This window comes from Pseudaminobacter sp. Soil_N_29 (assembly GCF_057656055.1).
On record NZ_JBDGLC010000007.1, the window covers coordinates 128,205 to 152,564 of the forward strand.

At 62.2% G+C, this 24,360-nt stretch carries 17 protein-coding genes and 1 tRNA gene; 12 read left to right on the forward strand and 6 right to left on the reverse strand.

Annotation, left to right across the window (positions count from 1 at the left end; translation table 11 throughout):
• The first annotated feature begins 410 nt into the window (after positions 1-410).
• The 6 genes from AC3A4H_RS16790 (at position 411) to AC3A4H_RS16815 (ending at position 7,534) form a co-directional block, all read left to right on the forward strand.
• Entirely contained in the window at positions 411-1,721 is a 1,311-nt protein-coding gene (locus AC3A4H_RS16790; protein ID WP_487767717.1) for a hypothetical protein, read from the forward strand.
• A gap of 361 nt (positions 1,722-2,082) precedes the next feature.
• Entirely contained in the window at positions 2,083-2,643 is a 561-nt protein-coding gene (locus tag AC3A4H_RS16795) for a recombinase family protein (protein ID WP_487767718.1), read from the forward strand.
• A 111-nt stretch (positions 2,644-2,754) separates the two neighbouring features.
• Positions 2,755-3,651, forward strand: a complete 897-nt coding sequence (locus AC3A4H_RS16800) for a helix-turn-helix transcriptional regulator (RefSeq protein WP_487767719.1) — start codon at positions 2,755-2,757, stop codon at positions 3,649-3,651.
• Positions 3,652-3,708: 57 nt separating this feature from the next.
• Positions 3,709-4,425, forward strand: coding sequence for a hypothetical protein (locus tag AC3A4H_RS16805; RefSeq protein ID WP_487767720.1), 717 nt, complete (start codon positions 3,709-3,711; stop codon positions 4,423-4,425).
• A gap of 301 nt (positions 4,426-4,726) precedes the next feature.
• Positions 4,727-5,086 (forward strand): hypothetical protein, encoded by a 360-nt coding sequence (locus AC3A4H_RS16810; RefSeq protein ID WP_487767721.1) that lies wholly within the window; start codon positions 4,727-4,729, stop codon positions 5,084-5,086.
• 531 nt (positions 5,087-5,617) lie between these two features.
• The gene (locus AC3A4H_RS16815) at positions 5,618-7,534 is read left to right on the forward strand and encodes a hypothetical protein (RefSeq protein WP_487767722.1); all 1,917 of its coding nucleotides are present in this window, start codon (positions 5,618-5,620) and stop codon (positions 7,532-7,534) included.
• 204 nt (positions 7,535-7,738) lie between these two features.
• On the opposite strand, the gene AC3A4H_RS16820 is transcribed toward AC3A4H_RS16815, so the two are convergent.
• From AC3A4H_RS16820 to cpdR, 3 genes are all read right to left on the reverse strand, one after another.
• The gene (locus AC3A4H_RS16820) at positions 7,739-8,746 is read right to left on the reverse strand and encodes a site-specific integrase (protein ID WP_487767723.1); all 1,008 of its coding nucleotides are present in this window, start codon (positions 8,744-8,746) and stop codon (positions 7,739-7,741) included.
• Between the two features lie 104 nt (positions 8,747-8,850).
• Positions 8,851-8,925 (reverse strand) — tRNA-Val (locus tag AC3A4H_RS16825).
• Between the two features lie 105 nt (positions 8,926-9,030).
• Positions 9,031-9,393 (reverse strand): cell cycle two-component system response regulator CpdR, encoded by a 363-nt coding sequence (gene cpdR / locus AC3A4H_RS16830; protein ID WP_348780527.1) that lies wholly within the window; start codon positions 9,391-9,393, stop codon positions 9,031-9,033.
• 164 nt (positions 9,394-9,557) lie between these two features.
• On the opposite strand from cpdR, the gene AC3A4H_RS16835 reads away from it, so the two are divergent.
• Positions 9,558-10,499 (forward strand): N-formylglutamate amidohydrolase, encoded by a 942-nt coding sequence (locus AC3A4H_RS16835; protein ID WP_487767724.1) that lies wholly within the window; start codon positions 9,558-9,560, stop codon positions 10,497-10,499.
• 237 nt (positions 10,500-10,736) lie between these two features.
• A complete protein-coding gene (hisN, locus tag AC3A4H_RS16840; protein ID WP_487767868.1) occupies positions 10,737-11,489 on the forward strand; it encodes a histidinol-phosphatase in 753 nt (250 codons plus the stop codon).
• A 23-nt stretch (positions 11,490-11,512) separates the two neighbouring features.
• Here hisN and AC3A4H_RS16845 read toward each other — a convergent pair whose 3' ends face one another.
• Positions 11,513-12,475, reverse strand: a complete 963-nt coding sequence (locus AC3A4H_RS16845; protein ID WP_487767725.1) for an alpha/beta fold hydrolase — start codon at positions 12,473-12,475, stop codon at positions 11,513-11,515.
• Between the two features lie 457 nt (positions 12,476-12,932).
• Here AC3A4H_RS16845 and AC3A4H_RS16850 point away from each other — a divergent pair, with 457 nt between their 5' ends.
• Positions 12,933-13,400: an Hsp20 family protein gene (locus AC3A4H_RS16850; protein ID WP_487767726.1), complete on the forward strand. Its 468-nt coding sequence runs from the start codon at positions 12,933-12,935 to the stop codon at positions 13,398-13,400.
• An 87-nt stretch (positions 13,401-13,487) separates the two neighbouring features.
• Here the strand turns inward: AC3A4H_RS16850 and AC3A4H_RS16855 are convergent, their stop codons facing one another.
• Complete coding sequence (locus AC3A4H_RS16855) at positions 13,488-14,537, reverse strand: threonine aldolase family protein (RefSeq protein WP_487767727.1); 1,050 nt, start codon at positions 14,535-14,537, stop codon at positions 13,488-13,490.
• A gap of 519 nt (positions 14,538-15,056) precedes the next feature.
• Here AC3A4H_RS16855 and gltB point away from each other — a divergent pair.
• Together gltB and AC3A4H_RS16865 are read left to right on the forward strand one after the other, a co-directional pair.
• A complete protein-coding gene (gltB, locus tag AC3A4H_RS16860; RefSeq protein ID WP_487767728.1) occupies positions 15,057-19,799 on the forward strand; it encodes a glutamate synthase large subunit in 4,743 nt (1,580 codons plus the stop codon).
• A gap of 114 nt (positions 19,800-19,913) precedes the next feature.
• Positions 19,914-21,368, forward strand: coding sequence for a glutamate synthase subunit beta (locus AC3A4H_RS16865; protein WP_487767729.1), 1,455 nt, complete (start codon positions 19,914-19,916; stop codon positions 21,366-21,368).
• A 93-nt stretch (positions 21,369-21,461) separates the two neighbouring features.
• Here AC3A4H_RS16865 and AC3A4H_RS16870 read toward each other — a convergent pair whose 3' ends face one another.
• The gene (locus AC3A4H_RS16870) at positions 21,462-22,460 is read right to left on the reverse strand and encodes a KpsF/GutQ family sugar-phosphate isomerase (RefSeq protein WP_487767730.1); all 999 of its coding nucleotides are present in this window, start codon (positions 22,458-22,460) and stop codon (positions 21,462-21,464) included.
• Between the two features lie 198 nt (positions 22,461-22,658).
• Here AC3A4H_RS16870 and AC3A4H_RS16875 point away from each other — a divergent pair, with 198 nt between their 5' ends.
• Positions 22,659-24,287, forward strand: coding sequence for an outer membrane beta-barrel protein (locus AC3A4H_RS16875; protein ID WP_487767731.1), 1,629 nt, complete (start codon positions 22,659-22,661; stop codon positions 24,285-24,287).
• The last annotated feature ends 73 nt before the right edge of the window (positions 24,288-24,360 follow it).

Consider the following 24,360-nt stretch of genomic DNA (forward strand, 5'->3'; position numbering starts at 1 on the left):
TCCCCCCCGTTCGCCTGCAAATGGCTGCTACATGTGGGGTTGCCACTCGATAAGTAAACACCTGTTGCACTTGCAGCTATGCTGATGCCCTAATTGGTGGCACCAGTCAGCATCCGTGGTGCCATGTGCCGCCACCCACAACAGGGTCGCCAGCGTTACAAGTCTTTCTTGTCCCTTTTATTCTGGCTCCCCAGCAGCGCTTATCGCCACCCTGGCGTGGGCGGCGATCCGATAGTAACGATCGAATCGCGACCGTCAGTTAAGGCGAATGAAACGGTCTGATGCTCAATCTTAATGGTTTTATGAACAAACTTTATTGAAGTATTAGCTCCTATTGGTCGCAATATTATTGCAATCGCCACGACACGTGAAGATATTATGCTGTCACATACTTGGGAGTGGAGAAAAGATTGCCCGAAATAGTCTCAAAACAGTTCGACAACGCCAAGAAGGCCGAATTGATCCAGCTAGCGACAGCGATGCTTCGACATTTCGTCGAAGGCGAAGTAACCGACAGTGGCATGGAGAAGCTGGATGGAGACCGAGGATTGTCGCTTTTCGAAGGCCGAGTCGTTTTAATTATCCCCGAGTACTACTCAGCCAGATCAGACTTCGTCTTGAAGGCGGCGAAGCTTATTAGAGCCAAGGCCGCCCATGAAGCAACGATCGCTGAAATGTGCCTGAAAGCATCGCAGCACTTTCTACTGTCAGGAGGTGATGCCGGGGTTGCAGCAAAGGCATTTGTGGACGAGGTCCTTCTGGAAGCGGACCGGGAGTACCTGCATATAGAGGCAAACTTTTTGGTGGCAGGACAGTGCCCCAAGGAAGGCCTGACTATCGGGCGCGTGCGCGTGATCGAGACAGAAGAAGCCGCGAAAATGCAGCCAATGTCCGGTGTGAAAAAGATCCAGCTGGCGAGTGGCAATTACCCCCGGCTGTCTCTCTCGGAAAGCGGGGTCTTATCTGTCGGGATGCCCAGAATGGCCTGGATCGTACAGGTGCCATCAACCAGGGAGAACGTCTATGAAGAGGCTAAATGGTTGATAGACGTGGCAACATCGCTTCTTCGCTTTCGGTTCAAAGTCGCTGGTGGGCGCTTCCCAACCCTCGGAAAAATTGAGGCCCATCCAACTAGGGCCCATTTGGGCAGTATCCCGCACGTGACTTTTGAGGGTGATACAGCCTGGTCCGGGGGATCCAACCTTAGCTACATCTACGAAATCACCGACGAAGTTGCGGCGGCTGTGGCCAAGCCAAAGTTCAAGAAGCTCGCGGAAGACATCTTCGATCCGGCAAAGGGCTCGCTCGCGCTGCGAGTGGCCCAAGGCCTTGGATGGATGACCCGAGGGCGCCAGTCGGCTGACAGATCCGAGCGTCTGATCGCATTTTTCACTGCGCTGGAGGCTCTGTTGTCATCAAGCGATAAGTCAGCTCCAATCGTGCAGACGATCTCCCGATATGCCTCCGTGATATACACCTCCGACATAGCTGATCGAATTAAGGTGTACTCACATATAAAAGCACTTTATGCCCTTCGATCAGACGTGATTCATTCAGGAAACCGTGACGTTTTGTGGCAAGACGTGAACGCTCTGCAGCAATACGTGGAGGCCGTGTTCGGAATTGTTCTTAGACGCTGTGATATGACCCTTTCGCAGCAGGACTTTGCTACGAGCCTGTCAGATGCTTCGCACGGAGCAAAGTGGAAATACTCTGCGTAGCGCTCATGGCAAGACTTACGCTCCTCTTGCCGCCCGGAATCCGATATTGCGTGAGGCCGTGAAGGTCGGCGACTTTTTCTGCGAAAAATCTGTTTCCGTGTTCACATGTACGCTACGGCGAGCTTCCCCCCGTGGCCCTCGGCGCTCGTGCGCAATCCCACCTAACCCTCGACCGTTCTTCCGCATGACCTCGACAGCCTCCACTTCGACGTTGTTACCGCGGCGTCTCGGGTGCCAATAGGGCATGGTCTAGTGACTCTGTCTCAGGGACCTCGTTTTCCGTGCCAATAGAATGGTAATTGACTTCTGGTACTGCGCGTCGCACAAGATCAAGGAGATCAGTGACACGAAAGGCCCCCGCATGACCTCCGCCCTTATCGGCTACGCTCGCACCTCGACCCTCGACCAGGAGGCCGGACTGGAGGCCCAACACCGCGACCTCAAGGCCGCTGGATGCTCCAAGCTGTTCAGCGAGCAGCTATCCTCGGTGGTTACCAAGCGGCCCCAGTTGGAGGCAGCACTCGACTATGTACGCGAAGGCGACACACTGATCGTCACCAAGCCCGACCGCCTGGCTCGTTCGACCGCCGACCTCTTGGGCATCACCGAGCGCCTCAAGGCCAAGGGGGTGACCTTACGCATTCTCTCCATGCAAATGGACACCAGCACTCCAACCGGCAAGCTAATGCTGACGATGCTGGCGGGCATCGCGGAGTTCGAGCGCGACCTGATGCTTGAGCGGCAGCGCGAGGGCATTGCCAAGGCCAAGGCTGACGGGAAGTACAAGGGCAGAGCGCCGACCGCTCGGCGGAAGGCGGCCGAGGTCTTGGCCCTCAAGGCGCAGGGCAAGTCCGCCGATGCCATCGCCGAGGCGCTTCAGGTGAGCCGGTCGAGCGTCTTCCGCATCCTCAGGAACGCCTGAGAGGATGCGCAATTCCCCGAGGGGCGCTTGACACACGCATTTGCGTTAAGGTACACACATGAGTGTAAACACATATTGGTGTGTGAAACACGTATTGGGGTGCGGTGCGACATGTCAGAAAATCGAGTACGTGAACTACGCAAGAAGAAGGGGTTAACCCAACGGCAACTCGCGGAGCTTGCAGGAACAAGTCAGCAGCAGGTTCAGCGCATTGAGGCGGGAGTTCAAAGCGCCCGGTTCGATCTTGCGGTTGCCATTTGTGCGGCATTGGATGCGCGAATGCAGGAGGTGTTTCCGTCAACTGAGTTGGCCATGAAACGCTCCGGCAAGCACATGAGAACGGTTGCGGACGCCTACTTGGATCCGAAGGCGTCTAAAGATCTTGAGAAAGCCGGTCTTGATATGGATCCGGAGCAGTGGGCATTGAAATATCGACTGCGTGGGGGCGCGGAAGGCCTACTTCCAATCTCAGGCTCTGAGCACACTAGGCTTTGGATGGCCGTCCAGGGAGAAGATAGCGATTGCTTTATAGTATTCGACTCGGGCCATCGTCGTTACGCCATAAACCCCAAACATCTATCTTTCTGCCAGTTTCGCTTCGATGCTACAGGGAGCGGCGAGCCCGAAGATGGTGATGGAAGTAATGTACAATTTTATCTTAGCGATGCATCTAGGCCGCTGACATTCCAAGTTTATCGCGACGTTTGTTCTCTCGAAGATGACGAGGAAGGGTCATGGACGGACGTCCAGCTTCAGGCCTTGTTCTATGGCGCTGAAGAAGACCCGGAGGAACGATTTAAGTTTAAGGACATCAATGGTGAAACAGCATTCTTCCGGCCTGACGACGTGGCCATGTTCTCTGTCGACCTGCGAGATGTCGAGCCAGCCCTGTGGAGTGGGGATGAGGATGACGAGGAGGAAATTGAACCCGAGGGCATGGGTGAAGAGAACGAGTCTCGGAGTTCAGCCTTTGCCGATGCACTTTCCGCATCCTCAGCAGTTCACTAATTCGGAGTGGGCGCTTCGTTGCACCTGCCGCACCGGAACCGATCGGGAACTGCCGTGATGAACCTTGCGGAGATCAAACGCACCATCCTCGACAAACGCCGACAACGCGTCCGCAAGTCCACCTATGAGTATGTTGCCACGCTCATGCGGGAAGACACGGCGTTCGATCATCCCTATCGCGACCGCATGATCATCGACTGGTGGGCACGGGTGACCGATCCGCTTGAGGCCGAGAACTTTGACCAGGGCCCGAAGGGTCGCCTGAAGTACTTCAGGGATCGCCTGAAGGAGCACGGCAGGGCACCAGCGGTGAACGCGGCGATCCGTCAGGGACTCCATGAGGGGAAGTCGTTACGCCGGATGAGTACCCAGAAGCTGGGGTATGTGAAACATCAGGTTCGGCGGCTCGCTGATCGGGGTCTGAACTACGTAGCCGCCGACGCGGTATTAGCGGCAAACGACGACATCTTCGAGCAGATGACCATTGGTCTCATCGCGCTCCCCAAGCTGCGACCGGGTCGGGATGGAGGTCTGCTTGACCAGGCGGTGCGCCGGGCCTCCAAAGATCCGCGCTTTCTGCCGTTGATGTCGAGGATACGAGCAACGCCGCAACGTTTGCTGCCGGGCTGTGAAGAGCGAAAGATCGAAAGGCGGATCGAACAGCTGACCGATCCGTACGACCCGATCTGGCTTTCTGAGCGGACCTACGTCTCGGAAAGCAAGCGGCTCGGGCTCATACGGAAGTTAGAGGCGGAATACCTTAGCAAAATCTGACGTTTAGAAGCCTGCTTCTATGAGGTACTCCTAAGCTCGTTTTTGGCGTCCTTCCTCTCATGCCGCCGTCCGTGCGGCTCCCATACCCGAAGCTCATCGCTGTGAACGCATGGGCCTAATCCCAAGCGAGCACGTGCCTCTTAGACGTGGTCAACGCTTCGTTGCCCGTGTTTTCGGCTCCGCTCGTCGGTGCCCTCGGCCCTCAAGAGGGCCAACCCCAAACCAAGCCGGGCCTTTGTCAGGCCCGATAGATCAACCCGCGTCCTCATTTCCCTGGACTGCGGCACCTAGGAGCTAACAAATGAATGAACTTGACAATCTCAATCTATATCTTAGCACGATGGAAGATCAGATGTGGTCTCAGCTCAATGAACTTGAGTGGCTGAACGAAGATTTCGTAGAGCATATTGCAGAAATGCAGAGATCATTACTGGAGCAGGCGCAATTGAATATACGATCCGCCAGCGGTGAGAGTATCGATTTGCTGTTGAGATCCGTGCAGATCGCAGTGCGATTGCTCATGTTGGCGCACGGTGCCACGTTCGGCGACGGACTCGCCGTGCCTCACCAGAAATGGTCCTTCGCCAGTGCGGTACAGCAGTTTGATGAACTCGCCGCTACCCGCTCCAACTCCGACGTGATGCGGTTTCCCTCCGCCTAACGTTCTTCCGCCGCCCATCTCCAATCTACCCACCCCCCAGTAAAGTTTGGGGGCGCGAGGAGCCGTGCCAGTGTGCCAAGCCCTCAGAAAGACAGCTGTTATGACCATTCGTCCCACTGAACTTCTCAAGCAAATCAACGCAGCCGACTTGCTCGCCGCGCCGTTTCCCATTCGCGACATCTCCGATCGGGAATCCCTCGGCAAAGCAGGTGATATGACCGACGAGGATTTCCTAGCCCTGGCTGCCCTAGTGGCCCGGAGAGTCCTCGCGCAGTCACCGAGGTCCGTAGCTGACTCGCAGAGTGCCGCAGAACAATGTCATGGAGAAGCCGCGCTCCCTCTTGCCTGATCAACTCCGAACGCTGCCAGTGGCTCTTCCTGAGTCGCTGCGCAGCGTAGCATCTGGCGATCGAACGAAGTTGGCGGCTTCCAACGCAACGTTGGCCATCCGCACTTACTAGCTTCGTCGCGGTGAATTCTGCCGCCGTAGATCGGCGCCCCACTCAACCCCCCAAAATCCGAGGAATACCAATGGCTCCACGCAATACCGTGGCACCGATCGACTTTGCACGTCGCATGAAAACCCACTGGGAGACGGTGCTCGGCAACACGTCCAGCAACTCCCTCGAACAGCTGTGGCAGATCACAGCAAAGACCTTCAACGAGGCCATCATCACCAGCGACCAGCGCTGGCGGGTGCTCGAACCGGCCACCGGTACCGGCAAGACCCAGGGGCTGATCGTCTACAGCGCCATGATGGCGGAGCAGAACGCGGTCGGCAGTCCGTCCTCCCGGTGCGGCATTTTGGTCGTGGTTCGAACGATCGATCAGGCCAATGAGATCGTGGCGTCGATCAACGACCTCGCCGGGAGGCTGGTGGCGATTGCGCGACATTCACAGAACAATGTCGCGGTTGAAAAGTGCAGCGACAAGGATGTCCTGGTGATCACCCACTCGGCATATCAGAGAGCGGTCGAGGCGATCTACCGAAACCAGCTGGGCAAATGGGACGAGTTTATCATGTGGGACGGTGGTCGACGCTGCCTGACCATCATCGACGAGGCACTGGCGAACATCGTCGAGCATTACCAGGTCAAGGCGCAGGACATTAGCAATGTGCTTACTATGATCGACCAGCCGATCCGGGTTCGGCACAACGTTGGCGTCCTGGCCCTTGAGGAACTGAAACGAACGCTGGAGTTCATCGAGTTTGAGCGACCTGACAGGCGAGAAGGCATGATTTGGCGCGATGCCACCGGACACCAGATCGAGTGGCCGGAGGGGTACTCACTTGGCGGCCTTATCGAGGAGATCGTACGGCTACCCCTCGACATGATGGTGCTGCGCAAGGACAGCCCACTTGATTGTCAGCGGCTTGCCGATCAGGCGAGCACCACGCTACGGTCTTGCGAAAACATCCTCAGTAAGTGGGCCTTCTATCAGCGCTCGGGGGACTGGGACACGATCAACAATTCGGAGTTGCTGATCCCGGTCGATCTGCCCGGTCCCGTCGTCCTTGATGCCACGGCCGCGCACAACATGCTCTGGGAGTTGCTCGGCGAGCGGGCAGTACGTCAAGTGGTTCCCTCGAAGGCGCGGAACTATCGGAACGTCAAGCTGCACGTCGCCTATGCAAATGGCCTGGGCAAGAACAGCATGAAGGAGAAGGGCGGCAATCGGCTCGCTCGGGTCATCAAGGAACTAGAGAAATCCTGCCGGGAGAGCTCCGTGCTCGTCTGCCTCCACCAGCATCTCGAACCCAAGGCACTCACGCTGCATCCCACGTTCTCGCGATTCGACGTGGCGCATTGGGGCGCAATCGATGGCAAGAACGTTTGGAAGGACTTCGACACTGCCGTCATCCTCGGCCTTCCATATCGCGGCGATCTCTGGGCGGTCAGCACCTTCATAGCACTGCAGGGGCTGCCCGAGGAGGATTGGTTCGCAGCGCCATCGTGGCAGGGCTATGACAACGTTCGCAAGGTGATGGAGCAGAAGCAGGTGACCGTCTCTGTTGTCCAGGCGATTAACCGCATCCGCTGCCGAAAAGTCATCAATGCGGAAGGCGACTGTCCGCCAGCCAACATTTACATCATCCTTCCCAACAGCCGCCAAGGCGTGTCCATCCTGCAAGACATCACCACCGAGATGCCTGGGATTGAGGTGCTCCATTGGGACTTCGAACTCGACGGCGATGCGGTCCAGGTTCGACAGGCCGAAGGCTACGACGCGCTCATTTCCTACATGGCGCATCGTCCATCGGGAGAGGCGTCGATGAGGTTGATCAAGTCGGAGCTTGGCTGGTGCTCGTCCAAGATGAAGGAACTTGGTCGTCTCTTGCGGGATAGTGGTCACCGCGTCACGGCAATGCTTGGCGAGATGGGCGTCACGTTCCACCACAACGGTAAGACAGGCAGGGGAGCGAGCGGCTGGTTGGTCAAGGCCTAATGGTGGGTGGCTCCTATACTGGAAGTTAAGTGCCCACCAAAAGTCGGCCGACGGACAGGAGCTCGTTCCTAGCATAACGAAACGCGACGTTAGAGACTAGCTGGCTACTGGTGCGGGAGGGCATGAAGGTTCGTTGCCTTTGTGCCTTCCCACGTTTTTTATCCCTGACGATTTAGAGCCGGAGACACTAGCTTGGACGGTCGCTCATGCTGAGGCCAAGGCCAGCTTGGCGCGGATGGAAGCATGGCTGGCATGAGCATACCTGAAGAGCATCCTCATGTCCCGATGCCCGCTGATCGATGCGACCTCGGGCACCGTGAGGCCAAGCTCGAACAGGCGTGAGATGGCCTCGTGCCTGAGATCATGGAAGTTCAGATCATTGATGTCAGCCCTGGCAGTGAGCCTGTCCCAGCTAAGTCTGAGTGCGATCGCGGACAATGGAAACACCAGAGCGCTGTCGTTGCGTTCTCTGGTTGCGGCGAGCGACGTCAGCACCTCGAGAGCGCCAGGCGTCAGTGGAATGGTTCGCGAGTAGCCGTTCTTCGATTCCGGGATGAAGGCGGTCTCGCGTGCCTCATCGATGTCGCGCCAACGCAGGTTCAGGATTTCGCCGCGCCGCATCCCAGTTTCAATGGCAAAGCGTATCACTGGCACGACAAGCGGGTTCCGGGTCCTCTTCCCGGCCATAAGCAATCGGCCAAGTTCGCCGTCGCGCAATCGTCTCTCGCGCCTGTTATCGGTCGCCTTGAGAGCGAGGTCGGCCAATGGATTCTGCCTAAGCGGGATGTTCCATTCGGTTCGAGCAACCACGAACATGTTGCTGATCGGCGATAGCTGCCTCTTGAGCGACTTTGCGGTGATCGTTTTCAGCCGCTCATCACGATAGGCCGCGAAGTCCGAAGCGTTGAGTTCGGCAAGGCTTCGTTTGCAGATGGGGTGGCGCAGGAAGGCATCGAGGATGATAGTCTCAATTTCGGCTCCCTTCTTGGAGGTCACGACCTCTTGCTGGTAGCGTCGGACTAGCTCCCCCAAGGTGATCTTGGCGAGTTCCTTGCGATTCGGCGCAAGCTCTTGCCGGTCCGCTTGAGTTTCCATATGCCTTGCCCATTCCTTGGCATCAGCCAGCTTGTGGAACGAGCGCGAGACGGGAGGGAACCCCTTCCTGCGAACCTGTACCTGATACTTTTCCCTGTGTTTGCGTATCGTCGCCATGACGGACCCTTTTGCTGTGACCAGAGTGTGACCAGCAGCGAAATCAGAGGGTCTTTGGGGAGTGCCGGAAACCCAATTTTCTCAAGGTTTCCAAGGGTTTCGGATGGTGGGCGTGACAGGGATTGAACCTGTGACCCCTACGATGTCAACGTAGTGCTCTCCCGCTGAGCTACACGCCCATCCGATGCGGGCGGATAGACCATTTTTGGTCCGGCCCGTCAATAGGCGGAAACGGGAAAGATGTAGCTTTTTTCAAAGTCCTTTCCCGAAGCCGCCAAATCCGCCTAGGCGGCGTGCAGCATCTTGTCGACCTCGTGGACGAGATCGCGCAGATGGAACGGTTTCGACAGGACCTTGGCGTCGCGCGGGGCCTTCGAATCAGGATTCAGCGCCACTGCGGCGAATCCGGTGATGAACATCACCTTGAGGTCGGGGTCGATCTCGGTGGCTCGGCGCGCCAGCTCGATGCCGTCCATCTCCGGCATCACGATGTCGGTCAGAAGCAGCGAGAAGGGCTCCTCGCGCAGGCGCTCATAGGCGCTGGCGCCGTTGTCGAAATCGCATACGTCGTGGCCGGCGCGTTCCAGCGCCTTTACCAGAAAGCGACGCATATCGTCGTCGTCTTCGGCCAGAAGAATTCGTGCCATTGGTGTCCTGTTCGAATCGCTCCGCGCGGCCGCTCCGTCGGGCGGCCGGTTAACCACGTGCTATATGAAGTGCGGAGGGTAAACATCAAGTGAATGACGCGCTCCGCCGGCCGCCGGAAGCCACATGCCGCCCACGCCGAAGCGCTAGACATAAAGCCGGCCCGATGGCACTTTCATGGCATGAACAGCGCTTTTCTCAGGATTGGATACGCGCCATGACGGCGTCTGAGGACTTTTCGGCGGTGCCGCCTTTCGAGGCGCGCGAGGCCGCCGAGCAGCGCGTGCCATTCGTGTTCAACTCGCCGCATAGCGGCCGCCACTATCCGGAACGCTTCCTGGCCATGGTGCGGCTCGACCGCGACGCCATCCGCCGGTCCGAGGACTGCTATGTCGAAGAGCTTTTCGGCGGCGTGGTGGCGCTGGGCGCGCCATTGCTGGCGGCCAATTTTCCGCGCGCCTATCTGGACGTCAACCGCGAGCCGTGGGAACTCGACCCGCGCATGTTCGTCGAGCCGGTGCCGTCATTCGCCAATATCCGCTCCGCGCGCGTGGCCGGGGGGCTCGGCACGGTGCCGAAGCTGGTGGGCGAGGGGCTCAACATCTATCCGGGGCGGCTGCCGCTTTCGGAGGCGTTCGGTCGCATCGAAACGGTCTACAAGCCTTATCACGACGCGCTCAAGCGCTTGCTGGCGCGCACCCATTCGCGCTTCGGCTTCGCGGTGCTTATAGATTGCCACTCCATGCCCGCAAGCATCCGCGTTGGCGAAACCGGCATGCGGCCGGATTTCATCATCGGCGACCGTTTCGGCACCTCGGCGTCGCGCGCCCTGACGGAAAGGGCAATCGGCCTGCTGATCTCGATGGGCTACACGGTGGCCCACAACAGGCCCTATGCCGGCGGCTTCATAACCGAGCATTACGGCCGGCCCTCGCGAAACCTCCACGCACTGCAGATCGAGGTCAATCGCGGGCTTTATATGAACGAGCGCACGTTCCAGAGATCTTCCGGCTTCCATGCCTTGGCTGACGACCTGACCCGCTTCTGCGCCGACCTGATGGCCACACCGGACAGCGACATCGGCGCGCCGCCCCTGGCCGCCGAATAGAAGCAGCGGGCAAAAAAATGCCGCGCTGCTTGCACAACGCGGCTTGAGTCTAGGGAGGAAACGCCCAAAGAGGGCATCGACAGGCAAAGCTGTCTGCCCATAAAGTTATTGTGCGCTGCACAAATGTCAAGTTACATTTACGTTTTTTTAACCCTGGCCAATGCGACAAGGCGGGGCTAGGGCTAGTGGCGAACAGCCGGAAATCGGGAGAATCCATTGCCAGTCACCGTAGAATTCATGCGGCGCATAGCCGAGGCGGCCGCGGCCGAGACGCTGCCGCGTTTCCGCCAGCAGAACGCGGTCTCCAACAAGGAAGCGAGCGGCTTTGACCCGGTCACGGAGGCCGACCGCGAGGCCGAGCGCGCCATTTGCGCCGTCATCAACGCGGAATTCCCTGAGCACGGTATTCTGGGCGAGGAGCACGGCACCGTAAATGCAACCAGCAGCCATGTCTGGGTGATCGATCCCATCGATGGCACCCGCGCCTATATTTCCGGCTTGCCGGTCTGGGGCACGCTGGTGGGCCTGACGGTAGACGGGGATGCGGTCGCCGGCATGATGTCGCAACCCTTCACCGGCGAGCTGTTCTATGCGAACGACAGCGGCGCCTTCTACGAAGGGCCGGGCGGCAATCGCAGGCTGTCCACGCGCAAGACCACCTCGCTTGCCGAGGCGACGATGTTCACCACCACGCCGGAGCTGTTCAAGGGCGGCAAGCGGGCGCTTTACAACGAGCTGGAAAAGCAGGTGCGGCTCGCCCGTTACGGTACCGACTGCTACGCCTTCGCCATGGTCGCCGCCGGCAATGCCGACCTCGCCATCGATCCCGGCCTGCAGCCCTATGACATCGTTGCGCTGATCCCGATCATCGAGAAGGCCGGCGGCATCGTCACCACTTTCAGCGGCGGACCGGCCGAAAAGGGCGGCGACATCATTGCGGCCGCCACGCCAGAGCTGCACGCAGCCGCCATGGCGATCATGAACGGCTGAGTTTCGGGCTGAATACGGGTACGCTAGCCCCCTTTGGGGGCATCGCTGCCTGGAATGAAGGCGTCGAAGGCGGCCAGGAACTGCTCGCGATAAAAATCCGATTCCTGAAGGATCTCGTGGCGGGCGCCGTAGATGGTTAGCAGCGAGCCCACGCGCAGCCGCCTTGCATAGGCTTCGACCGCATGGCTTGAAACTACCTTGTCGGCGCCGGCGGCAATCAGCAGCGTGGGAATCTGAATCCGCGCCATGAACTCGGGTTCCGAGACCCGCGCAATCGCCTTGCTCGCGGCGCGGATCCAGGCCACCGTCGGCCCCCCGAGCGCAAGCTGCGGATAGGCCGCGCAGATCCGGCCGTTGCGCTCATAGCGCTGCGGGTCGCTGGTCAGCACGTTGCTGGCGAAGGGCACGGGAGTGCGCGTGTCCCGCGTGCCGGGCGCATAGAGGCGACCGAGCCCCAGTCCGTAGCAGACGGAAGCCAGGCGGCCGAGCGCCTTCATCGAAAGCGGCGCGTTGTACAGCGCCAGGAAGGGCGCCAGCAGCACCATGCGGCGCACGCGATTGCTCAGCGAGGGCGCGGCCAGCAGCGCGACCAGCGCGCCGGTGGAGTGGGCAAGAATGTAGTAGGGCCCCCGGCAATCCGGAAGCACGATCTCGGTGAAGAGCTGCTCCAGGTCCTGCGCATAGTCGTCGAAGCTGCGGACATGGCCGCGCGCGCTGTCGCGCAGGAGCCGGTCGGAGCCGCCTTGTCCGCGCCAGTCAAGCGTGGCGACGCCAAAGCCCCTGCGTGCCAGATCGCGTATGGTCTCGAAATATTTCTCGATGCTTTCGTTGCGGCCGGGCAGAAGCACCACCGTGCCGTGCAGTGGCCGCGTGGTCGCCGCGAAACGCGCATAGCGCAGCCGCTTGCCGTCGCGCCGGGTGAGAAATCCCGAAACGCCCTTTTCCGGCCTGGGATTCTCGGGAATGTCGTAGAGGAAGTCGGTCATCGCTTCGCCTGCTCCGGGCGTTGTCCCGGTGATAGGAAGCGTAACTGCCAAAAGCAAAGAAATTCCAACCGCCCGTACCGGTGGAAAAAAGCGGCCGGAAGCAGCGCGCGGCTGGCTTCCGGCCTACATCGATCCGGGAGGAAGGGACGTGACAGCCCGGGTCGGCATCGCCGCGGCCCGTGGGCTGCAATCGCGATGTTGATGAAAGGTTTAGCCGAGCCATCCTGAACGTCCGCCGAAGCGCTGGTTCATCGCTCGTTCATCACGCGCCGGCCCTTGCAGGGGCGAGCCGGGCGGCCAGCACCACAGCGCGAAACGAGCTCTTGAAACTGCATCCCGGTCCCCCCAAATGACTGATGCGGCCGCCAGAATGGGGCCGCTGACCAGGACGAAATGCCACTCAGGATTTCCCCGCTGGTCAAACGCAAACCGTGTTGCTCAACTGGAGAACAGAACCATGCGTCACGTTGATTTCTCGCCGCTCTATCGTTCGACCGTCGGTTTCGACCGCCTTTTCACGATGCTCGATTCCCTTGGCCAGCCGGAAAGCGGCCAGTCTTATCCGCCTTACAACATCGAGCGGACGGGCGAGGATTCCTATCGCATCAGCATGGCCGTGGCCGGTTTCTCGGAAGATGATATCGCGATCGAAGCCCACCGAAACGTGCTCAGCATCAAGGGCGAGCGCAAGGAAACCGAGGGCGAGGGCGCGGAAATTCTCTATCGCGGCATCGCCTCGCGCGCTTTTGAGCGCCGCTTCCAGCTTGCCGACCATGTCGACGTCGTCGGCGCCAAGCTCAAGAACGGCCTGCTTCACATCGACCTGAAGCGTACGGTTCCGGAAGAGTTGAAACCGCGCCGAATTTCCATCGCGAAGGCGACCGACAAGGACGCCATGCAGATCGAGGCCAAGGCCACCCACTGACAAATCCGGCCGGTCGTAACCGGAACGCTCCTCCCGAGCAAAAGAGCGGCGCCTCAGGGCGCCGCTTTTTTTCGTGGGCACGCGTTCTCAGGCGATGAGCGCGCCGAAGTGGTCGACCTCTTCGGCAGTCGTGGCGAAACTGGTAACGAAGCGGCACATCGTCTCGTCCGCACCGATCGGGTCGGTATAGCTGCGCGGTGTGTTCCAGGGATAGAACACCGCTCCCCTGTCGTTCAGCGCCTTCATCGTCGCCTTCGGCATGACTGCGAAGACCTCGTTGGCTTGCGGCCGCCAGGCGAGGCGCATCTTGCCCGAGGCCGCGATTGCCTCGGCCAGGCGCGCGGCCATGGCGTTGGCGTGGCGCGCCGTTTCCAGCCACAGATCGTCCGCCAGATAGGCGTCGAACTGCGCTGCGATGAAGCGCGACTTGGAGAAAAGCTGCGCTGCCCGCTTGCGCAGGAAGCCGAATTCATGCGCCCGGGAAGTGTCGAACAGCACCACGGCCTCCGCGCACCAGCAGCCGTTCTTGGTGCCGCCGAAGGAGACGACGTCGACGCCGCGCTTCCAGGTCATTTCTCCCGGCGTGGCGTCCAGCGCCACCAGCGCATTGGCGAACCGCGCGCCGTCCATGTGCAGCGGCAGGTCGCGCTTCTTGGCCACCGCCGAAATCGCCTCGATGTCGGCGAGGCTGTAGACGGTGCCGACCTCGGTGGCCTGCGTGACCGAGACGGCCATCGGCCGGCCGGAATGGACGAATTCAGGCTCGAAATGCGAGATCGCCCGTTCCAGGTTTTCCGGCGTCATGCGGCCGAGCGGGCCGTCCACGGCCCGCAGGCGCGAACCACCGGTGAGGAATTCCGGCGCGCCGCATTCGTCCTCCAGCATATGCGCCTCGCGGTGCATGAAGGAAACGCCGCCGGTCCGGCTGAACGCCGCCAGCGACAGCGTGTTGGCCGCCGTTCCGGTGCCGACGAAGAACACCGCCACCTCGCGCTCGAAGATCTCGTTGAACCGTTCGCCTACCTTCCGGTCGATGTCGCTGGTGCCGTAGGCCGAGGCGAATCCAGAGGCGTGGGCCGCAAGGCCGGCCGAGATCCTGGGGTGGGCGCCGGCCCAGTTGTCTGAGGCAAAAAACATGCTGTCGTTCCGGGAAATGCGGGTTGAAAGTGAGCGGACCTTGACCGGTTTCGGCGCACCTCCGCAAGACCCTGGGGTGCAAAATTCCGTCCGCCGCCCGGCAGTCGCCTCAGCCGCCGAGTTTGGCGAACGTGCGAAAGTTTCAGCCTGTCATGAAGAAGTGAAACTTTGTTTCGCTCTCCTCGTTGTTTTTTTGTGAAAGCGTCTCTTGTGCCGGAAAAAAAAGTCTGCGATAGAAAATTAGGACAGCAGTGCTGTCTTATTTTGTCTGCGCAAAAGACGGCGGATCTGGCGTATAATTGCGCATCAGTCCGGCGATGGCTGCGATGGATGCCGGATCTGCCGCGAGTACGGCGCGGCTCAATTCCGCGCATCTGCCAAGGACGGCATACCGCCACCGCAGTGTGCCCTTCCATGGACCCTCGACAAGATGTGCCGCCGGCCGACGGAACCGCCGCCTGCTGGCAGGGAGTGGAAAGATGCCCGCTTTGAGGGCAGGAGATCGAAAAAGGTAGGAAGATGACGGACATGACATCTGTGACGACGCAGCCTTGGGCGCCCGCGCAGACGAAAGCCATGGACGCCAAAACCACCAACTCCACCACTATTCCGCCGAGCACTTGTATTCCCCCGGCCGCGCAGGGGCTCTACGACCCGCGCAACGAGCACGATGCCTGCGGCGTCGGCTTCATCGCCAACATGAAGGGGCAGAAGTCGCACCAACTGGTCGTCGACGGCCTGTTCATGCTGAACAACCTGACCCACCGCGGCGCTGTCGGCGCCGATCCCCTGGTGGGCGACGGCGCCGGCGTGCTGGTGCAGATTCCCGACCGCTTCTTTCGCGAGGAAATTGCGAAGCTGGGCGTAGAGCTGCCGCCGGCCGGCCACTATGCCGTCGGCCATTGGTTCATGCCGCGGGACACCGCGCAGCGCGAGCACATCGAGGCGCTGATCCGCGAGGCCGCGCAGTCGGAAGGCATCCCTTTCCTCGTCTTCCGCGACGTGCCTGTCGACAATTCCTCATTGTCGAAGGCGCCTGAAATCGTGGCTTCCGAGCCCTATCACCGGCAGGCCTTCTTCGGCCGCCCGGCCGAACTGGAAAGCGACGACGACTACGAGCGCCGGCTCTACATCCTGCGCAAGGTGATCTCGGGCCGCATCTATGCCGAGAACAACAACCGCGACATCGGCGCTTACTGCGTGTCGATGTCGTCGCGCACCATCGTCTACAAGGGCATGTTCCTGGCCTTCCAGGTGGGCGCTTATTACAAGGACCTGTCGGACCCGCGCTTCGAAACGGCGCTGATCCTGGTTCACCAGCGCTTTTCGACCAACACCTTCCCGTCGTGGAAGCTGGCGCATCCCTACCGCATGGTCGCGCACAACGGTGAGATCAACACCGTGCGCGGCAACAACAACTGGATGGCGGCGCGGCAGGCCTCGGTCGATTCCGAACTCTTCGGTAACGACATCTCGAAGCTGTGGCCGATCTCCTACGAAGGCCAGTCGGATACGGCCTGCTTCGACAACGCGCTCGAGTTCCTGTGGCAGGGCGGCTATTCGCTGGCGCATTCCATGATGATGCTGATCCCGGAAGCCTGGGCCGGCAATAAGCTTATGGATGACGACCGCAAGGCCTTCTATGAATACCACGCGGCGCTGATGGAGCCGTGGGATGGTCCGGCCGCGGTGGCCTTCACCGACGGCCGCCAGATCGGCGCAACCCTCGACCGCAACGGGCTTCGCCCGGCGCGCTACATCGTCACTGACGACGGCCGCGTCATCATGGCCTCGGAGGCCGGCGTGTTGCCGGTCGGCGAAGAGCATATCGTTGCAAAGTGGCGGCTGCAGCCCGGCAAGATGCTGCTGATCGACCTGGAAAAGGGCCGCATCATCTCCGACGAGGAGATCAAGTCGGAGATCGCGGCCAGGCATCCCTACAAGAAGTGGCTCGCCAACACCCAGCTGATCCTCGAAGACCTGAAGCCGGTGGAACCGCGCGCGCTGCGCAGGGACGTCTCGCTCCTCGATCGCCAGCAGGCCTTCGGCTACACGCAGGAAGACCTGAAGCTCCTGATGTCGCCCATGGCCACCACCGGCCAGGAGGCGGTGGGCTCGATGGGCACCGACACGCCGATCTCGGCGATGTCCGACAAGCCGAAGCTGCTCTACACCTATTTCAAGCAGAACTTCGCCCAGGTGACCAACCCGCCCATCGACCCGATCCGCGAGGAACTGGTGATGAGCCTCGTGTCCTTCATTGGGCCGCGTCCCAACATCTTCGACCTCGTCGGCACGTCGCGGCGCAAGCGGCTGGAAGTGCGCCAGCCCATCCTGACCAATGCCGACCTGGAGAAGATCCGCTCCATCGGCCACACCGAGGACCGGTTCGACACCAAGACCATCGACATCACCTATGCGGCCAATGAGGGCGCGGCGGGCATGCCGGCGGCGATCGAGCGGCTGTGCGAGCGTGCCGAGGCGGCGGTCGCCGGCGGCTACAACATCATCGTGCTTTCCGACCGGCAGGTCGGGCCGGACCGCATCGACATCCCCACGCTGCTGGCAACGGCTGCGGTGCACCACCACCTGATCCGCAAGGGCCTTCGCACCTCGGTCGGCCTGGTGGTGGAATCGGGCGAGCCGCGCGAAATCCACCATTTCTGCTGTCTTGCAGGCTATGGCGCGGAGGCGATCAACCCCTATCTCGCCTTCGACACCCTCATCGACATGCACCGTCGCGGCGCCTTCCCGTCGGAAGTCGACGAACGAGAACTGGTAAATCGCTACATCAAGTCGATCGGCAAGGGCATCCTCAAGGTCATGTCCAAGATGGGCATCTCGACCTACCAGTCCTATTGCGGCGCGCAGATCTTCGACGCCGTGGGCTTGAAGTCGGACTTCGTGGACAAGTATTTCACCGGCACCGCGACCCTCATCGAGGGTGTCGGCCTGGAGGAGATCGCGGCCGAGACGGTGCGCCGCCATGCCGATGCCTTCGGTGACGACCCTGTGCTGCGCAGCTCGCTCGAGGTGGGCGGCGAGTACATGTACCGCATGCGCGGCGAGGCACATATCTGGTCGCCCGATGCGGTCGCTTCGCTCCAGCACGCCGTGCGCAAGGGCTCGTGGGAAACCTTCAAGGAGTTCTCCGAGCAGATCGACAGCGTGACGGCGCGCGCCCAGACCATTCGCGGCCTCTTCCACGTCAAGCTCGCCGAGGAGACCGGGCGCAAGCCGGTGCCGCTCGACGAGGTGATGCCGGCCGCCGAGATAGTCAAGCGCTTCTCCACCGGCGCGATGTCGTTCGGTTCGATCAGCCGCGAGGCGCACACCACGCTGGCGCGCGCCATGAACCAGATCGGCGGCAAGTCCAACACCGGCGAGGGCGGCGAGGAGCCTGACCGCTACCTGCCGCTGCCGGGCGGCAAGCCCAATCCCGAGCGCTCGGCGATCAAGCAGGTGGCGTCCGGACGCTTCGGCGTCACGGCCGAATATCTCGTCAATTCCGACATGATGCAAATCAAGGTCGCGCAGGGCGCCAAGCCGGGCGAGGGCGGCCAGCTTCCCGGCCACAAGGTCGACGCGACGATTGCCAAGACCCGCCACTCCACGCCGGGCGTCGGCCTCATCTCACCGCCGCCGCACCACGACATCTACTCGATCGAGGATCTGGCGCAGCTGATCTACGATCTGAAGAACGTCAACCCGGCGGCCGACGTGTCGGTCAAGCTTGTCTCCGAAGTCGGCGTCGGCACGGTTGCCGCCGGCGTCGCCAAGGCGCGTGCCGACCACATCACCATTGCCGGCTATGACGGCGGCACCGGTGCCTCGCCGCTTACGTCGCTCAAGCATGCCGGTTCCCCGTGGGAGATGGGCCTTGCCGAGACGCACCAGACGCTGGTGCTGAACGGCCTGCGCTCCAGAGTGGCGTTGCAGGTCGACGGCGGCCTGCGGACCGGTCGCGACGTCGTCATGGGCGCGCTGCTGGGCGCCGACGAGTTCGGCTTCTCCACCGCGCCACTGATCGCGGCGGGCTGCATCATGATGCGCAAGTGCCACCTCAACACCTGCCCGGTCGGCGTCGCCACCCAGGACCCGGTGCTGCGCAAGCGCTTCAAGGGCGCGCCCGAGCACATCATCAACTACTTTTTCTATGTTGCGGAAGAGGTGCGCGAGCTGCTCGCCAAAATGGGCTTCACCCATCTCGACCAGATCGTCGGCAATACCGACCTACTGGAGAAGCGGGCGGTGATCGAGCACTGGAAGGCGCGCGGGCTGGACTTCAGCCGCCTGTTCCACAAGCCGAAGGCCGCGCCCGAGGCAATGCACTGGACCGAACGGCAGAAGCACCCGATCGACGACGTGCTCGACCGCAAGCTGATCGAGCAGGCCAGGGCCGCTCTGGAAGCGCGCCAGCCGGTGACCATCGAGACGGAAATCCGCAACGTCGACCGCTCCACCGGCGCCATGCTGTCGGGCGAGGTGGCCAAGCGCTTCCGCCACAAGGGCCTGCGTGACGACACCATCACGGTGAAGTTGACTGGCACCGCCGGGCAGTCCTTCGGCGCGTTCCTGGCGCGCGGTATTACCTTCGAGTTGGTCGGCGACGGCAACGACTATGTCGCCAAGGGCCTGTCGGGCGGCCGGATCGTCATCCGCCCGCCGGAGAACTCGCGCATCGTCGCCGAGGAATCCATCATCGTCGGCAATACCGTGCTCTACGGCGCCATCGAGGGCGAGTGCTACTTCCGTGGCGTCGCCGGCGAGCGTTTCGCCGTGCGCAACTCCGGTGCCGTGGCGGTGGTCGAGGGCGTGGGCGACCATGGCTGCGAGTACATGACCGGCGGCGTTGTCGTCGTCATCGGCAAGACCGGGCGCAACTTCGCGGCCGGCATGTCGGGCGGTGTCGCCTATGTGCTGGACGAGGCCGGCGACTTCGCCGAGCGCTGCAACATGGCCATGGTCGAGCTCGAGCCGGTTCCGGCGGAAGACGACATGCTCGAGAAGCTGCTGCACCACGGCGGCGACATCGACCACAAGGGCCGCGTCGACGTCTCGGAGGACATGAGCAGCCATGACGAGGAGCGCCTGTACCAGCTCATCTCGAACCATGTGCACTACACCGGTTCGACGCGGGGCAAGCAGATCCTGGACGATTGGGCCAATTATCGGCCGAAGTTCCGCAAGGTCATGCCGGTCGAATATCGCCGCGCGCTGATCGAGATGGAACGCATGCGCATGGGCGTGGCGGCGGAATAGTTTCGCAGCAGCGCACGGCGACGGGCGGCGAAGGGGGCCGCCCAAGGCCGTCATCCTCACCGAGATTGCTTTTTTGCCGCGCGGGCGCGGCGACCCACGAACAAGAGTTTTGAAATGGGCAAGGTTACAGGTTTCCTTGAGATAGACCGGCAGGTGCACAAGTATCAGCCTGCCGCCGACCGTATCCGGCACTTCCGCGAATTCACGCTGCCGCTGTCGGATAGCGAAGTCGAGAAGCAGGCCGCACGCTGCATGGATTGCGGCATCCCCTACTGCCATGGCCCCACGGGCTGCCCGGTCCACAACCAGATCCCGGACTGGAACGATCTCGTCTATAACGGCGATTGGGAAACGGCGATCCGCAACCTGCACTCCACCAATAACTTCCCCGAATTCACCGGCCGCATCTGTCCGGCTCCCTGCGAGGAGGCCTGCACACTCAACCTTGAGGACATTCCGGTCGCCATCAAGACCATCGAACAGGCGCTCGCCGACAAGGCCTACCAACTTGGGCTTGTCCGCCCGCAGCCGGCCGAGAAGAAGACCGGCAAGCGCGTCGCCATCATCGGTTCCGGCCCGGCCGGCATGGCAGCGGCCCAGCAGCTCGGCCGCGTCGGCCATGACGTGCATGTCTACGAGCGTGAAAGCCGACCCGGCGGGCTGATGCGGTTCGGCATCCCCGACTTCAAGATGGAGAAGCACTTCATCGATCGCCGCGTCCAGCAGATGCAGGGCGAAGGCGTGACCTTCTTCTGCGGCGTGAATGTCGGCGTAGACAAGAAGGTGTCCGAACTGCTCGCCGAATACGATGCGGTGCTCTATTGCGGCGGCTCCGAAAAGCCGCGCCCGGCCAGCATCCCCGGCGAGGAGCTCGCAGGCGTGCATGACGCGATGCCTTACCTGGTCCAGCAGAACAAGCGTGTCGCGCAGGAAGATATCCAATCTACTGCCTGGCCTTCGCAGCCGATCTACGCCAGCGGCCAGCATGTCGTGGTGGTGGGCGGCGGCGACACCGCTTCCGACTGCATCGGCACGGCGTTCCGCCAGGGCGCGGTGCGCGTCACTCAGCTCGATATCCGCCCGCAGCCACCGGAAAAGGAAAACAAGCTTGCGGTCTGGCCCTACTGGGCAACCAAGATGCGCACCTCTTCCAGCCAGGCCGAGGGCGCCGAGCGGGAGTTCCAGGTGGCGACGCTGGAGTTCATCGGCGAGGAAGGGCAACTCACCGGCGTCAAGTGCTGCGAGGTGGACGAGAAGCGCCAGCCCATCCCTGGCACCGAATTCGTCATCCGCGCCGACCTCGCCTTCATCGCCATCGGCTTCGCCGGCCCGATGCCCGGCGGCGTGACCGAGGAGCTGGGCGAGGGGCTAAAGACCCGTCTCGATGCGCGCCGCTCGACCAATGTCGAAGCCAACGAGCGCGACTACCGCACCAGCGTCGACCGGCTCTATGCGGCCGGCGACGTGCGGCGAGGGCAGTCGCTGGTGGTGTGGGCGATCCGCGAAGGCCGCCAGGCGGCGCGCGCTATCGATGAGGCGCTGATGGGTACGAGCGTGTTGCCGCGCTGAGTGCAAATCCAGGAAGCGTGACGGCTTTGGCCGTCATGCTTTCCCCGCTGTTTGCTATGTTTGCGAATTGCCCGACAAGGTTCGGGCAGGGCGTCACGCCACGCCGATGCGCAGCAGGTCGTGGAAATGCACGACGCCCACCGGGCGCTCGTCCTCGGCCACGACCAGCGCGCTGATGTTGTGCTCGTTGATCACCGCCATCGCCGCACTTGCCATCATGCGCGGCTCGATGGTCCGGGGCTGCCGGGTCATGACGTCTTCCACCTTCAGCTCGCCGAGGTTGCGGTGCAGGTTGCGGGCCAGGTCGCCGTCGGTGACGATGCCGGAAAGCTTGCCCTCGGCATCCACCACGCAGACGCAGCCGAAGCGCTTGCGAGACAGTTCGGCCACCGCCTCCGGCATGCTGGTGCCCAGCGCCACGATGGGCATCCTGTCGTCGGAATGCATGATGTCGGCGACGCGGGTGAGGTTGGCGCCCAGCTGGCCGCCCGGATGGAAGGTGCGGAAATGCTCGGCCGTGAAGCCGCGTGCCTCCAGCAGCGCCACTGCCAGCGCATCGCCTATCACCAGCTGCAGCAGGGTCGACGTGGTGGGCGCCAGCCCGTGTGGGCAGGCTTCCTGCGCCTTGGGCAGCTTCAGCACCACGTTGGCCTCGCGCGCCAGCGCCGAGTTCTCGCCCGACGTCACCGCGATCAGCGGGATGGCAAAGCGGCGAGCATAGGCGATGATGCCTTTCAGCTCCACCGTCTCGCCCGACCAGGAGATGGCCAGGATCGCGTCGTCCCGCGCGATCATGCCAAGGTCGCCGTGATTGGCTTCGGCGGGGTGGACGAAGAAGGCAGGAGTGCCGGTGGAGGCGAGTGTCGCCGCGATCTTGGAGCCGATATGGCCGCTCTTGCCCACGCCGGTCACGATCACACGCCCGCCGATTGCCGACAGCAGCTCCACCGCTTCGGCGAAAGGCTCGGACAATCCATTTTGCAGCGCCTCGGCCAGCGCCTCGACGCCGGCGCGCTCCGTCGTCACGGTGCGCATCGCCGATGCTATGGAGGCCTGCCTGTCGGGCGGTGTCTTTAGGGTTCGTGCGTGCATGTTGCATGCGATTACCGTGTTGTCGGGCGGCTGTCCATATCGATGCGCGCGCTGCCGGGCTGCCTGCGCGCCCTCAACACTCTCTTAACCATCCGAATTTACGGTTCGGTAATGCTGGCGCCGCCCCGCGCCACGGAATGCAGTCAGGTGAGAATGTCAGGCGTGCGCCCCGATCAGTCACGACGCCGAGGTCGACGGTTGCTGCCGGTCGTGCTGTGCATGGCCGGTGCCGCCGGCGTGCTCGGCGCCGCCGTGGCCGAGGCCCAGGAAACCGGCTTGCGCGGCTCTCTTCCTGCCACGAACGCCAACGCGCCCCTGCCGCGCGGCCAGGCAGCCCAAGCCGATCAGACTTCTTCCTGGCAATATGATCCGGTCAGCACCGGCGCGGTGCCGGATGCCGGCCCGGCCGAACCGGACCTGTTTTCGCTGCCGGCCAATGCCGACGCGTTCGACGGGCCGTCGCCTACGTCGGGCGCGCGGCCGCTTTCCACAGCACGCCAGCGGGCCGAGGCCGCGCGCGTAGCGGCGGGTGCTCAGCCGGTCCGGGAAAACCGCAGAGCCGGCACTGTCGACGAAGACCTTGTCACCGCTGCGGTGCGGGTACCCGCGGATGGCGCGCAGGAGGACCCGGAGAGTGTCCGGCGCGCGGAGCGCGAGAACGCCATCGAGGCCCGCAATGTGGCGCGGGAGGAGGCTCCCTTTGCCGCGCCCGGCATTCATGTCGGCCGTCTTCTGCTGCGATCCACGCTCGAGCAGGGGTTGGTAGGCACCTCCAATGCCAGCCTTCAGCCCGGCGACTCGAGCGCAGTGCTGTCGCAAACCGCCTTGCGCCTCAATGCCATCGGCGACTGGGGCGGCCATTCGGCAACGCTTGACGTCTATGGCGCGATCCAGCGCACCCTTTCCGGTGAGCAGGTCAGGGACGACGAGATCGGCGTCGACCTGCGGCTGGACCTCGACCTTGGCGAGAGCCTGAACGGCCGTGGGGAGTTCGGCTATCTGCGCACTCCCGAAAGCGCCTCGTCGCCCGTCGCCATCATTGGCGCGGCATCGTCGCCGATCCGGCAGACGCTGGGCGCCAGCCTCGGCGTTGAAAGGAATATCGGCCGCGTTCTGCTTGGCGTCACCGGCAGCGTCGAACGCGACATTTATGGCGATGCCGAGCTTTGGGACGGCAGCGTTCTCTCGCAGAAGGATCGCGACTCGACCCTGGCGTCGGTGACCTTGCGCGGGGGCTACGAGGTATCGCCGGCCCTGACGCCCTTTGCCGAGGTGGAGCTTGGCCGCCGCTACTACGACCAGAAGATTGACGACAGCGGCTATGAACGCTCTTCCAATCTCGTCGGGGCGCGCGCCGGCGTGGCGCTCGACCTCGGCGAAAAGCTGTCGGGCGAATTCTCGGCCGGCTGGCTGCGCGAGAGTTTCGACGACGACCGCCTCGGCCCGGTCTCGGCGCCAAGCGTGTCCGCCGCGCTGACATGGTCGCCGGAGCGCGGCACACTGGTCAATCTGGCTGCCTCGACCACCATCGAGAACACCACGAATGCCGGCGAAAGCGGTTCGGTCCTGAACGTCGCCACGGTTTCGGCCGAACGCGCGATCCGCGCCAATCTCACCGGCAATGCCGCCCTGGGCATCGGCTATCGCAACTATGCGCATGCCGATGGCCACGACGTGACCTTCCTGGCCGAGGCGGGCGCCACATGGTGGCTGAGCCGCTATGCCGGCATCAGCGGCAGGCTGCGGCACGAGAGGCTCCGAAGCAATCTGCCGGACCGCGACTACGACGCCAACAGCGTCTTCCTCGGCCTCAAGCTGCAGCGCTGAGCCCCCCGCGGTGCTTAAAAAAAAAGGCCGGGACGGCCCCCAGCCCCTAACTGAAATGTGGAATCCAAGTGGA

Bases quoted from the DNA above. Each gene is read 5' to 3' on its own strand.
- AC3A4H_RS16795 (WP_487767718.1), top strand. From the start codon at position 2,083: ATGACCTCCGCCCTTATCGGCTACGCTCGCACCTCGACCCTCGACCAG.
- AC3A4H_RS16800 (WP_487767719.1), top strand. From the start codon at position 2,755: ATGTCAGAAAATCGAGTACGTGAACTACGCAAGAAGAAGGGGTTAACC.
- AC3A4H_RS16805 (WP_487767720.1), top strand. From the start codon at position 3,709: ATGAACCTTGCGGAGATCAAACGCACCATCCTCGACAAACGCCGACAA.
- AC3A4H_RS16810 (WP_487767721.1), top strand. From the start codon at position 4,727: ATGAATGAACTTGACAATCTCAATCTATATCTTAGCACGATGGAAGAT.
- AC3A4H_RS16815 (WP_487767722.1), top strand. From the start codon at position 5,618: ATGGCTCCACGCAATACCGTGGCACCGATCGACTTTGCACGTCGCATG.
- AC3A4H_RS16820 (WP_487767723.1), bottom strand. From the start codon at position 8,746: ATGGCGACGATACGCAAACACAGGGAAAAGTATCAGGTACAGGTTCGC.
- cpdR (WP_348780527.1), bottom strand. From the start codon at position 9,393: ATGGCACGAATTCTTCTGGCCGAAGACGACGACGATATGCGTCGCTTT.
- AC3A4H_RS16835 (WP_487767724.1), top strand. From the start codon at position 9,558: ATGGCACTTTCATGGCATGAACAGCGCTTTTCTCAGGATTGGATACGC.
- hisN (WP_487767868.1), top strand. From the start codon at position 10,737: ATGCGGCGCATAGCCGAGGCGGCCGCGGCCGAGACGCTGCCGCGTTTC.
- AC3A4H_RS16845 (WP_487767725.1), bottom strand. From the start codon at position 12,475: ATGACCGACTTCCTCTACGACATTCCCGAGAATCCCAGGCCGGAAAAG.
- AC3A4H_RS16850 (WP_487767726.1), top strand. From the start codon at position 12,933: ATGCGTCACGTTGATTTCTCGCCGCTCTATCGTTCGACCGTCGGTTTC.
- AC3A4H_RS16855 (WP_487767727.1), bottom strand. From the start codon at position 14,537: ATGTTTTTTGCCTCAGACAACTGGGCCGGCGCCCACCCCAGGATCTCG.
- gltB (WP_487767728.1), top strand. From the start codon at position 15,057: ATGACGGACATGACATCTGTGACGACGCAGCCTTGGGCGCCCGCGCAG.
- AC3A4H_RS16865 (WP_487767729.1), top strand. From the start codon at position 19,914: ATGGGCAAGGTTACAGGTTTCCTTGAGATAGACCGGCAGGTGCACAAG.
- AC3A4H_RS16870 (WP_487767730.1), bottom strand. From the start codon at position 22,460: ATGCACGCACGAACCCTAAAGACACCGCCCGACAGGCAGGCCTCCATA.